General features: G+C 36.6%; 13 protein-coding genes. 6 read left to right on the forward strand and 7 right to left on the reverse strand.

The window, feature by feature from the left end; translation table 11 throughout:
- Nucleotides 1–22 precede the first annotated feature (22 nt).
- On the forward strand, nucleotides 23–691 hold the full coding sequence (locus Q0871_RS11105) for a hypothetical protein (protein WP_299322647.1): 669 nt from the start codon (nucleotides 23–25) through the stop codon (nucleotides 689–691).
- 9 nt (nucleotides 692–700) lie between these two features.
- Complete coding sequence (locus Q0871_RS11110; protein WP_036156737.1) at nucleotides 701–883, forward strand: CPXCG motif-containing cysteine-rich protein; 183 nt, start codon at nucleotides 701–703, stop codon at nucleotides 881–883.
- On the opposite strand, the gene Q0871_RS11115 is transcribed toward Q0871_RS11110, so the two are convergent.
- Complete coding sequence (locus Q0871_RS11115) at nucleotides 884–1,564, reverse strand: head GIN domain-containing protein (RefSeq protein ID WP_299322654.1); 681 nt, start codon at nucleotides 1,562–1,564, stop codon at nucleotides 884–886.
- A 261-nt stretch (nucleotides 1,565–1,825) separates the two neighbouring features.
- On the opposite strand from Q0871_RS11115, the gene Q0871_RS11120 reads away from it, so the two are divergent.
- The 4 genes from Q0871_RS11120 to Q0871_RS11135 all read left to right on the forward strand — a co-directional run bounded on the left by Q0871_RS11120 (nucleotide 1,826) and on the right by Q0871_RS11135 (nucleotide 6,690).
- A complete protein-coding gene (locus tag Q0871_RS11120; RefSeq protein ID WP_299322657.1) occupies nucleotides 1,826–4,141 on the forward strand; it encodes a hypothetical protein in 2,316 nt (771 codons plus the stop codon).
- A gap of 252 nt (nucleotides 4,142–4,393) precedes the next feature.
- Nucleotides 4,394–4,777, forward strand: coding sequence for a hypothetical protein (locus Q0871_RS11125; protein WP_299322661.1), 384 nt, complete (start codon nucleotides 4,394–4,396; stop codon nucleotides 4,775–4,777).
- Nucleotides 4,778–4,897: 120 nt separating this feature from the next.
- The gene (locus Q0871_RS11130) at nucleotides 4,898–5,932 is read left to right on the forward strand and encodes a sensor histidine kinase (protein WP_299322666.1); all 1,035 of its coding nucleotides are present in this window, start codon (nucleotides 4,898–4,900) and stop codon (nucleotides 5,930–5,932) included.
- Nucleotides 5,929–6,690 (forward strand): LytTR family DNA-binding domain-containing protein, encoded by a 762-nt coding sequence (locus tag Q0871_RS11135; protein ID WP_299322669.1) that lies wholly within the window; start codon nucleotides 5,929–5,931, stop codon nucleotides 6,688–6,690. The genes Q0871_RS11130 and Q0871_RS11135 overlap by 4 nt, the downstream gene beginning before the upstream one ends.
- 13 nt (nucleotides 6,691–6,703) lie before the next feature.
- Here the strand turns inward: Q0871_RS11135 and Q0871_RS11140 are convergent, their stop codons facing one another.
- From Q0871_RS11140 to Q0871_RS11165, 6 genes are all read right to left on the reverse strand, one after another.
- The gene (locus Q0871_RS11140) at nucleotides 6,704–7,219 is read right to left on the reverse strand and encodes a hypothetical protein (RefSeq protein WP_299322673.1); all 516 of its coding nucleotides are present in this window, start codon (nucleotides 7,217–7,219) and stop codon (nucleotides 6,704–6,706) included.
- Between the two features lie 4 nt (nucleotides 7,220–7,223).
- Nucleotides 7,224–7,724 (reverse strand): hypothetical protein, encoded by a 501-nt coding sequence (locus Q0871_RS11145; protein ID WP_299322677.1) that lies wholly within the window; start codon nucleotides 7,722–7,724, stop codon nucleotides 7,224–7,226.
- Nucleotides 7,725–7,788: 64 nt separating this feature from the next.
- Nucleotides 7,789–8,088 carry an immunity 53 family protein gene (locus Q0871_RS11150; protein ID WP_299322680.1) on the reverse strand — a complete coding sequence of 100 codons (300 nt, stop codon included), beginning with the start codon at nucleotides 8,086–8,088 and terminating at the stop codon, nucleotides 7,789–7,791.
- Between the two features lie 158 nt (nucleotides 8,089–8,246).
- The gene (locus Q0871_RS11155; RefSeq protein ID WP_299322683.1) at nucleotides 8,247–9,485 is read right to left on the reverse strand and encodes a DUF2130 domain-containing protein; all 1,239 of its coding nucleotides are present in this window, start codon (nucleotides 9,483–9,485) and stop codon (nucleotides 8,247–8,249) included.
- A gap of 319 nt (nucleotides 9,486–9,804) precedes the next feature.
- A complete protein-coding gene (locus Q0871_RS11160) occupies nucleotides 9,805–10,338 on the reverse strand; it encodes a DinB family protein (RefSeq protein ID WP_299322687.1) in 534 nt (177 codons plus the stop codon).
- Nucleotides 10,339–10,411: 73 nt separating this feature from the next.
- Nucleotides 10,412–11,629 carry an alginate lyase family protein gene (locus Q0871_RS11165; protein WP_299322691.1) on the reverse strand — a complete coding sequence of 406 codons (1,218 nt, stop codon included), beginning with the start codon at nucleotides 11,627–11,629 and terminating at the stop codon, nucleotides 10,412–10,414.
- Nucleotides 11,630–12,199 lie beyond the last annotated feature (570 nt).

The following is a 12,199-nucleotide window of genomic DNA, read 5'->3' on the forward strand; positions in this document are numbered from 1 at the left end:
AGTAATTTAATTAGGGAATAACATGTATAGCGATAGAACAAATGGCGAGCTTATAGAGATTCTGGATCAACATTCATTACTCACTTTTGAAGCGCAGTTAAGTTTGCGAGACGAGCTTGAAAAACGAGCTGTTGTGGTAGATTTAAGTGGTTTAGAAGCAACTATTGCCAATAAGCTAGCTCAAATCAACAATCTAGAATATTTAAAGGATTTCGGATTTCAAGCAAATAAATCGGCAGACGGATTGGTGGTTACTAGAACAAATAAGGCATTGCTAACCGATGTACTTGCTGTAATCGTTGGTCTATTGGTATTCTTATTAGGTATTTATGGCTGTATCAACTTGGTATATACTTTTATAAACGGCGATGAGCTAGACGTATTTACCTTGGCATATAAATTTGCTATGGCAGGTCTAATTTTTATAGGAATAAGCTTTTTCAGCGGGTTGCAACGATTGTTTGACTTCTACGGATTTGAATTGAGTAAGTTTAACGGATTGGTAACTTTAAAAAAGCGTTTTGATGTGAAGTTAGAGGAAATTAAGGTGGATCCTTCAGACATTCATTTAGATACCGATGATGCTATTTTAGCTTTAAAACTAGGTCATGATACCATTTTCACTTCTAATGCTGGTAATTTAATACAGACCCTTACCTTAAAAGAGTTGGCAAAAGAATTGAAAGCATAAACATTTGCTATGTTCGAGCATTACTTTCAATGTCCATATTGTTGGGAAGAAGTTTCAATGCTTCTAGACCCTTCTATTTCGCAACAAACATATGTAGAAGATTGCGAGGTATGTTGTAACCCTATAGAGGTTACTCCGCAGTTTCAAGATAATGAACTAATCGGTTTTGATGTTCAGAGTATAGAACAATAATTATTCTGGTATTGCAATTTTACCACCAAAAGTATCATCTTTATCCACAGATTTTGGATTGCCGTATACGGTAATAGCACCACCGGCCTTTACTTTTGCAATGACAGCTTCACTAGCATAAACTTCTGCACTGCCACCAGATAGCACAATTACAGTACTACTTTTGGTCTTTAGACCTTTATTAAAAAGTCTACCTCCTGTATTGATCATCACTTCTTGATTACCACTAGTGCCAGATAATTTTATTTCACTACCGCTTGTGCTCTTTGCCGATACATTATTATAGGCAATATTTAAAGTAATGGTACTGGCATCTTGGGCTTCAATAGCTAAATCTGTACCAATGACTAATCCGGTAGAAACAATACGAGAGTTCTTATTTGCATCAATAACTGAAAGTGCTTCGGTATAGAAAAGTTTAATGTTTAAGATGGAGTTCAGTACAGATTCCCCAGAGCACATTTTTAGTCGTAAACGACCGTCGTTTTCGGTAATGCTCAAATCTTTTTTATTCTCGGCAGATATTTCAATTTTATTCTCTTCGCCTTTCACTAGGGTAACACTAATTCTATCATATACTCTAAGCTCTGTATATTTCTCTAGAGAAATAGTTGCGACGCCTTGCCCGAAAGTAGTCAAGGTATAAAAGCAAATACAAGCAAAAAGTAGAATTGATCTCATGTAGCGTTGACTATTTAATAGTACAAAGTTAAGGTACAAATAGGTTTGTATCACAATAGCTATTGTTGGAAATCATTTTTTACTCAAAATGCCACTTCCCGTTTTTTTAAAAGGAGCATGACCTATTTTCAAAAATGTATAGAGAACAGGTTTGGAACATGCTACTACACAAACCCTTTTTAAAAGTTAAATAACACCTTAAACAGAGGTAGATTTTGCAGTTTTGTTATCTTAAACGATAGTTAGTTCATTGTTGCATTTATGAAAAAGAAATATCTCTTAGTTGCCTTGTTTGTTATTGTTGGTATCGTTGGTTTTGCCGGTGCAGAATACTTTCCGGTAGCTGAAAATAATGACATTCCCGCTACTGTAGATTCAGTTGCCACGCGTAGGGATCTACGCAGAAGTTTCTTTGATAAACGAGAGATTTTAGTGGTCTATGGTGCAAAAGATGAGGCATTACAACAACAGTATAAGAACATTCTTCATGAGTTGTCTTTATTAGATATTACTAGATCTAGACGTAGTGCCAAGGTAAAGTACATAAGTGCAGATGAGGTTACAGATGAATCGCTTAACAGTAGTATCGTATTTTTAGTAGGTGCTGTAGAAGAAAATTCGCTAATAAAAAAGTACATGAGTGATACGCCTTTTCAAGTATCGGACTCAGAGATTAAAATAGGTACAAAACAAGTTCCCAATAATAATTCAATATTGGGGGTTTGTTTTTATCCGAGTCCTACAGATCCTAAAATTCCTTTTAGCTTTTTGACTGGTACAGATGCCCAAGAAGTTTTTACGGTATTTGCAGAAAAAGTAGCTGAACGGGGTTTGGCTTTTTACCGCCAGAATTTAGAATACGAGGTGTATGAGAATAAAGAGCGATTGGTCATGGGAGATTTCAATACCAATTGGGGAATTGAAGGGTCAACATTCTTCAATTTTGCCACAGGTACCAGAGTTTTGTTAGATACCGATGATTTTAAATTTATAGACCACCAAAAAGCTATAGAACCAGCAGATGTTGCTACTTGGCAAGCCAAGGTTATGGCATCAAAAGCAACCATTGTCAATTTTGTACATGGTAATAGTGTACCAAAAATCACCTATAATTTTTATACCTGTACAGAAGAAAAAGGTTTGATGACGGGGAATACCGATCACTCTACTTTTGATACAGTGACAAATTCGGTACATACTATTGTCAATAAAATTTACACTAATAATAACATAGGTAGAGATAATGCCTTGGTACTGCACAACCTTATTGGTAAGAGTGATAAGAATATAATTACTTTAGGACTACCAATTTATTTTACAGAAACCTGGCAAATGAAAGGCTACCAATATTGGGCGGCACGATTGGTAGATTCTGAGAATACGTTTACGATAGCAGAGCTGTTAAATAATTCTTTTATGGAGATGGAATCATCACTTATTAGAGATTGTATGGCAGGGGCATTTACCGATTTTCTAATTACGACATGGGGAAAAGAAACGTACCTAAAGCGTTACAAAAATGTATCAATCTCTGAAGGGGAAATAAAAACCCTAGAAGTAAAGTGGCAGAATTATTTAAGGGGATTACCAAAAGCACATCCGAAGAAAAAAACGGAAAAGAAAAAATTACCCTACTTAAAAGGTTTCAATTTTGCACATGAAGGCTATAGTATTTACAATGGCTATGGTTCTCAAAAAGCAACGGAATCTTTATTGAAGCAAAAGAACATGGGCAGTAATGCCATGGCAATTGTGCCGTATACGGGAATCAATGATATAAATACACCAACGCCACTTCATTTTAGTAATAATGCCGGTAGTGAAAATGATGATGCCGTAGTGCATGCCGTAGCGATGGCGAGCGATATGGGCATGTATACCTTGTTGAAACCTCAAATATATGTAGGCGGTAGCTGGCCGGGCGGAATAGATATGCCAACAGATGCACAATGGGATAAGTTTCATGATTATTATTACCGGTGGATTCGCCACTACGCATTTTTAGCAGAAATTCATGAGATGGATGCCTTGTGTATTGGTGTGGAGTTTACCAAAGCAACTTTATCGCAGCCCGATGCATGGCGTGAGATGATCAAGAAAACGAGGGCATTATATTCAGGACAACTGACCTATGCCGCCAATTGGGGAGCTGAATTTGAGAAAATTGAGTTTTGGGACGATTTAGATTTTATTGGTTTAAACTCTTATTACCCATTGAGTAAAAAAGACGACCCTACGAACGAAGAATTAAGTTTGCAATTCGATACGGTAAAGACAAAGATTAAAAAGGTCTATGATCGCTTTAAAAAACCCATCGTTTTTACCGAAATAGGGTTTAGAAGTGTAGATACCCCATGGAAGAATCCGCATGCAGAGGCAGACGATACCATTAACGAAGAAGCACAGCGGAGAGCTTACGAAATTATCTTTAAAGGCATACAAGACGAACCTTGGTGCCAAGGTATACTGTGGTGGAAATTCCCTAGCTACATAGAATACCGTGGCGAGCACAACAGTGCCTTTACACCCAATAACAAATTGGCAGAAGAATCGGTGCGCGATTGGTTCACAAAGTAAAATGTATCCGGGTTTTGAATAAGGTGAAAATCAGTTTGTATGTGTCTGATTTGCCGTGTGTAGTTTTCTGTATATCCTAAAATATTTCCGCTTTTTATCCTATTGTAATCCAACAGAAAAACTTCATAATAGTCTAAGGTTGTTTTAGATGGCAATATAGACGGTTGGGTTACTAATACCATCCGCCAGTCATATTACGCAATACCTTTGTACCATAGAAAAAACAATTCTAAAAATTTAAAAACATACATAATGAAAAACATTAAAATTTTATCTGCAGTGGTCATAGTGGCCGTCACCTTCATGTCATTTAATGGGATAGAAAAAAATAAAGAAACCGAAAAGGCAGAAATCACCGCGATTTTTGATGATTGTGTTATCGATTTAGAAGCACAGCTAGAAGCATCTTTAAAGATGGATCAATTGAATGCCAATGACATTCAAGTAGTAGAGATTAATGAAGAAATAGATTTAGGTTTTGATGCCTTTGAATATTTACCAATTGGGTTTAATGCCTTTGCTGGTACAGATATATCAACTCAAGATTTTGAGATTTTTGAAAATGAAGAAATAGTAGAACTAGGTTTTGATTCGGCGGCATATTTGCCAAATGAGTTCAATGCCTATGCACTTTAAAAAGGTAGTATAGTTTAAATTAAGTTGGTCTTTACTTAGGTAGAGACCAACTTTTCGTGTACTAGGGTTACAAACGTTTATTACGGTATATTTGAGAAATACCATTAGAAAAGAAGTTACATGGCATTAACAAAAGTAAAACAGGGCGAGGTAATAAAAACAGCGCTATTGTTGGGTATTCTGGTATCATTGCCAAAGACTATCTATTTATATAATGGTATTATGGAGGGGAATTTAGACTTCTCTATGTCTTGGGTAACAGATTTTCTATACCGTTATCTATTTTTTTATTGCTTCTCTTGGTTGGTCATTCAGTTGAATGCCAATATAGATTATGATGGGTTTAAATGGTCTCCTATTCTTAAATGGATTGTAATACTGATCATTAATGTGGTGTTGCTTTTTGCGGTCATAAAAGTAATCAAAGCGTTTTACCCCTTAATAAACGGTAGGGATTTAAAACCTAATGAAGAGGGCTGGATCAACTTTACTTTTATCAACCTATCTATTGTACTATTTTTTATTGCTAGGTTACTTCTTGTAAGTACAGATAAGCAAGAGAGTAGAATTGAGAACGAGCAGTTAAAACAGCAGAATTTAGAGAATGAATTGGCAGCTTTAAAAAACCAGATCGATCCTCACTTTTTGTTCAATTCTTTAAACTCTTTGTCCTCTTTAATTAGAGATAATGAGAACGCTACCAAATTTGTAAATAAGCTGTCGTATATGTATCGCTATATATTGCAGAGTGGGGAAACTAACTTGGTATCCACAAAAGAAGAGTTAAAGTTTTTAGACTGTTATACCTTCTTGATGAAAACCCGATATAGAGATCGTATTGAAATAGACGTAAATATCGATGAAGAATTTATGGATATGAAAATTCCGCCATTGGCATTACAATCTCTGGTAGAAAATTCGGTGAAGCATAATGAAATATCATCGACCAACCCACTGACCGTAAAAGTATATTCTAACGGAAATTCTTTGGTGGTAGAAAATCCCATTCGTAGCCGTAGTACATTGGCAGAGGGTATGGGAACCGGACTCTATAATTTGAAGAAGCGGTATTCTCTTTTATTGAAAAAAGAAGTACTGGTAAGTACCGAAAATGATATTTTTAAAGTAGAATTACCTTTAAAGCAACCAGCATGAAAGTAATACTAGTAGAAGATGAACTTGCTGCAAGCGATAACCTAACATATCTGCTAACGAAGATCAACCCTGCAATAGAGGTTGTAGCCGTTTTAGATACCGTAAAGGCGACCGTAGCATATTTTTCAAAGCCACATGAAGGTGTTTTGGTGTTTATGGATATTCATTTGGCAGACGGCATATCTTTCGAGATTTTTGACCAGGTAGAAATCAACATACCTATCATATTTACTACGGCATATGATCAATATGCATTAAAGGCATTTAAGGTAAATAGCATCGATTATTTATTGAAGCCGATAGACCAAGAAGAATTGTCAGATGCCTTAGATCGTTTTGAAGCTCAGAACCAGCAAAAAGGTATCGATGAGCAACAGATGCAGAGTCTAATGCAACTAGTGCAGCATAAATCTGCTAATTTTAAGCAGACATTCTTGGTAGGTTTGGGCGATCAATTGTTACCGGTAAAAACAGCCGATATTGCCTATTTCTTTATTGATACAGGTCTTGTAAAAGCTGTAACGGTACAAGAACGTTCGTATGTGCTAGACATTAAGTTAGAAGACATAGAAGAATCTTTAGATCCCGAGGTATTCTATAGGGCAAACAGACAATTTATAGTGCGTAGAGAGGCTATAACCGCTATTAAGTTTCATTTTAATAGTAAGTTATTGGTAGATGTTCACCCTGTGTGTAGCGAGCGTATAGTAGTGAGCAAGGCAAAAGCATCGGAATTTAAAAATTGGGTCGGGACCTAACTTTTTTTAGTAGTTACGGTATGGTACTTGTCTCTGTAAATTTCCATTCGTCATTCATTTTAGTGAATGAAAAACTATGCTGTCCGCCTTCAAAAAATGCAGTGGGCGGAGTAGTGGTTACATAAATGTGTAATCTTTTAATACCCGATTCCTCATTATATCTAAAAAGGGTTTCATTCTCTTTTAATAGTTGAACAAACTTCGGATTAAAAAAAACATCATAGTCGTTTTGTATAAAACTGTCTATTGGGATGTATACTAGATTTTCATAAATTTTATCGTACCAGAGAGAATCTGTGTCTCGCATCAGATTCATTTTCTCCATTTCGGCTGGTGTATTCTCTAAACAATTATAGCAATAAATGGTTTCACCAGATGCCTTTTTAAAAGCAACTTTGTCATTCGTTTCTAAATGATTTAAAAACGTTATCCATTGGCTAGGGAGTTCTTCGGCAACTTGCTTTTTTTCGTGCTTGCACGAGAAGCAAAACACGATTAGTAAAGTATATAGCAACAGGCGTAGTTTCATAGTGTTATTCTAAAGAATCTTCGGTTCGTTTTTTACCGTATTGTTTTGGAATAATTTCTACTGTAAGTTGATTGTTTTCAATAGAGATTACTCTGAATTTGAGCTTGTCAAATTTTTCTGGTGATCCCCAGCTGGTATATTCATCAGGGTCAAGTTGTTTAAACTCTTTCAGCCATTCATGACCAGAATACAAACTTGCTATTCTTGAGTTTTTATCAAATTCCCAAGTACCTTTTTCTGTTAATGTAGTAAAGCATGCTAGAGGACCAGTACTTTCATGCTCACTCTCATTAAATGCAAGGAGAGAAATTTTAGACCTAAATTTTACATCTTCATGGGCTACATCTTCACAATGCTTATAAGTAATTATGTTAGTTGAAGGTCTTTTTTTATTTTCTAGCACCCAACAACCATATAAATCAAATTCACTGATTTTAGTTTGTTGCGCACTGCTCAATAAACCAAAAAGGACAAATGTGACAAATAGTAAAACGGATTTCCTCATACGTTTAGTAATATCAAAAATCGCTCCGATTTTTTTTACAATTTATTCAAAAATCATAACTACACTACTGATTTTCAATTTTATCAATCATCTCTTTAAAAAGGTTCAATAAAAATTTCAGTTTATCTGGGTCACCTGCGGCGGTAAATTTTTGGTCCTCAATTTTAACCCCGTACCAATCTTGTTTACTGGTTTCATTAAGGATCCAATCTAACTCCATACTAGCTATAGAAGTATTCGAAATATCAATTTCCACTTCCCACCCCGGTCTATCTAATGTGTTTATTTGAATAGCATCACTACTTTCCCAATCGCCATCACAATTGTCTTTAAACCAATCTTGTATCCAATCTAAAATATCCATGTGTTATGCTTTCGTGAACTTGAGTCGTAATTGTGTAATGTGCTAATATAGGTCTTCAAGAGTGTTATAAATGATTTCCAGCTGAAATTTGCAAGTGGACATGAAAATTCTAATTTCCAACAACTAACAACTAACAACTAACAACCAACAACTAAAAACTAATCATCTATCTCTGCATCCGGTAATTCCAGAATGGTTGAAGTAGATAACGCATTACCCGCAATCCCTTTAATAGAACCGAAGAGTACGTTTATATTTTCTTGAACACCCCAAATTTGCTTCTCACGAACAGCAAAATTCTTGAACGCCGCTTTCTTTTCGTAGTTCAGTTGCTTGATCATAGAATCGTAGTTCTCTATAATTCTATTTATGTTCTGTACAAACTCGTTACTGGTAAGGTAAGAATATAGCAGCTCCATCTTATCACCTTTATTCTCGTCCGAAGATTTAATAGATTGAGTTTTTAACAGTAGTTCACGCAGTACAAGGGATACACTTTTTACCTCGTTGAATCCGCAGATCCACACGCCGTTTTTCTCTCCAAACCGTTCCATATCTGGCGGAAAAGTTTCTGTTACGATCACCGCAATATCTGCCTTGCAGTTTATCTGATCTTGCTTTAATTTATTGATCCAGTCGTTACTAAAATTCTTGGTACGCTTACTCTCATATACAATAGAGCCGCAGGTTTGCTGTAGCGAGTTAATAACCGTTTGCACGCAATCTGCACCACGTACGCCTTTGCCCACTTCATCTATATCATCAAAAGGGTAGGTAGCACGTAACAGCTCTTCTAAAGCTAATTCTTGCACCTCGCCCTGCATTTGCATAGAACCTTGCTCCGCCTTGCGCTTCATTTCATCAATAAGCTTCTTTTGATCTTCTAGCTGCTTTTGGTATTCCTTCTCTTTCATCGCCATAGACTCGCGTTCTTTGGCTTTGGCTTTTTCTTCAATTTCTGTCTGCTTCTCCAGCAATTCTTTTTGCACGTTCAGCTTTAGATCCTCTGCTTTTTCTTTAAGCTCGTTCTCCCGTTTAAGCAAATCTATTTCTTGCGAACGTAATGTCCTGTTTTCCTCTTTCTTTTTCTCGTTCTCTTCTTGTAGCGCTTTTAACTTTTGCTCAAAAGATTCGTTTGTCTGGAGTTGTATTTTTTCAGATTCTTTGGCAAGGCGTTGTGCAAGTTTTTCTTTAAAAAGCTCGTTTTCCTTCTCCTTTTTCTTCTCAAACTCTTCTACTTCTAGAGCCAGTTTATTACGCTCTTTATTAAAGATCTCTGCCTGTTCCGCTACCTTACGCTCGTACTCTGCCTTAAAATGCGCCTGCATTTTACCAGATAACGCCTCTTCAACATCAAACTCATGCGCACAATTAGGACACTTAATTTTATCTACCATTATTTATAACATACCAAATTCAACTATAAAAATACAGAACCCGTACCAAGCTTACAATATTTGGCGGCACTCTTATGAAATGAAAATTTATAAAAAGCGTAGTATTTTGATTTACTGACAATTGTCATATGATGCCTTGCAACTTCATTATATTTTTGTTACTCTAAAATAACCGACCTATGATATCACAGATGATACCCCTTGTTAATTGGAGCTATGGCGTAATTCTTATTGCCATTTTTGCAGCCGTATGTTTAGGCCTTGTACTTATAGTGCTAAATTTAATGAAGAACGATAAGAAAAAGCAAGAGTAAATTTCCTATTGATACAACACATACCTAGGCGGCACCAGCCCATTTAATCGCATGGATACCAGCATTTGTGCCCTGTGGTGCGTAATATGGTCTGCCAATAGCATATAAATTTGTCGTTTAGAGCGTGTAAGTCCAAAATAATCCAATTCATTATCTAACTGTTCAGGAGAAACATCTTGTAAAAGGGCAATGGCTTCTGTAAACGTTTGGTCTATACGAGCCATCATTTCAGCCTTTGTTTTGTTGGCAGGTTTAAAAACGGTGTCCGTTTGGTATACGCGCGCTTCTCTGTCGCCAATGAGTGATTGGCTGTGCCAATCAAAGGCATAACCAATATGCATTAAATTCTCAGAAAAACTCAAGGACTCTTCTGTTGCTTTATATCCATACTTTTCTTCGGGCATCATATCAGCAACGAGTAATAAATACTTACGTGAGTTTTCTAATCGCTCAATGGAGTCTTCAATGAATATGTCTTGTTGGGCTAGAAGCGGAGAGGAAGTTAATAGAAGTAATGTGATGATAATGAGATTTTTCATATTGATTTATTTTGATTGATGAACATCTAAATTACTCCAATTAAAATTACGAAATCCATTTCTTCTACTTGACTTACCAGCCTTCAGGCAATGGGTCTAATAACTGCACTATGGGCGATGGTAATTGGTCTCCCGGTAACTTATGCAGAATATTGGCAAATTCACGCTCTTGAAATCCGAGGGCTGCATTCCAATATAACTCGTTGGCTCTTCCGGTACGCAGCGGTCTAATTTGACTTCCAGGCCATTCTTCTTCACCCAGAATGAAAGGTGTAATGTAATCTATGGCAAGTCGTATACTTCTGCCTTCGGTGCTGCGATAGGCAAAAAGGTCAAAATCAAGATGGCGACCAAGGCGGGCAACACCTACTAGCGCACGTGCACCGTAAATACTATAGCTTAATGCATTTGTACGGATAAGTTCTTGCGGTTGGCGACCATCTATAAAGACCTGCCCAAAAATACGTGCGGGCATGAGCTCAAGATAAGCGCGTGCAATCTCAGGTTTTTCACCATAGAGCGAAAAGAGAATAAGATGCTGATTATACCAAGCACCATGGTTGTTGGGTTGCATAGCTTCTTCAATACCTTCCGGACTTTCCACCATCCAGGTAGATAATTCACCAAACCAACTACGCAGGTCGGTTTTGTCTTTATCTGTCCAGCCAGAAAAGCCCTCTAGCAGAATGGCACAATCAACCACCCAATCCATACGATTAGATTCAAGAATACCACCACTACTGTTGTAGTCGTGACCACGGCGTTTTTGACCATAGCGAAAATTAGGGTTCATTCTAGTTTCAGGATCTAAATACCAAGCACGAATTTGTTGTACGGCGCGTTCGGCATATTTTTCCTCGCCTGTGAAATACCAAGCAGGAACAAGAGATGTTACCGCTTTGTTCATCGTCTCTAGCCTAGAGACATCAGAAGTACGGCGATCAGGGTTTGTAACTCCGTCACGCCAAATGTAAGGACCATCCGAGTTTTCAGCATCTGGCCACCAATAGGGGCTATAGCTAAAGTAGTCGTGAGCATCGCCACTTGGTGGCAAAGCACCTTCTGCTACTACATTTACAATGGGTTGCTCAAGTGCGGCATCTGCCTCTTCAACGATTTTTTTCAAAGCTGCCACCAAATCAGTATTACCTGCTGCAAGCTCTTTTTTTATTCGAGGGAGTTGATCTCCTTGACCAAGTAATAAAGATGGTGTGGTATTGGTGATATTATTTTGAGGAAAGATTAAAACGAATGAAAAAAGGAAAATGATAGTAATTGCAAACTGTCTCATAATAGTTTATTGGTAATAGATTTTTATAGCAATACTTAATATCTGTTGCTTATGAAGTTAAGCATTCATTTTTTCATACCTTCTTTTTTCTTAGATAAGTGCTTACGGCAGAAACAAGTAGTGCTACGACAAGTAATAGCATTCCATAAAAAGTCAAATCACCAGATTTACCCTCGCTTTCTCGTCCATAAATTGCTAAGGCTAGTCCAGTAATAGATAGTATGATTGAGATAATGTTTAATAGTTTATGTTTTTTCATGAAATAAATTTCGATAGCAAGATTAAAATGAAAGTTGTAATCTACAATCTAATTAGATTTATCACCTTACTTTATGCTTATAGCGTATACCAAAAATGCTGTTAATGCATAGAAATAGCTATTTTCAATATGATGCTATTGAAAATAGTTATAATAACTATCATATTGCTGTAAAATGGGGTAAAATTGTTGATTGTGTCTGTTGCAGTGAACAGGTTTTATGGAGAGATTTTTTATTATACTTTTTTTAGATTTCAACCTTTAGTGTATGGTGCCGTAGCAACCTGTAGGGCGCTATGCACTATACACAT

It is taken from the genome of uncultured Maribacter sp. (assembly GCF_947500985.1).
Taxonomy (GTDB): Bacteria; Bacteroidota; Bacteroidia; order Flavobacteriales; family Flavobacteriaceae; genus Maribacter.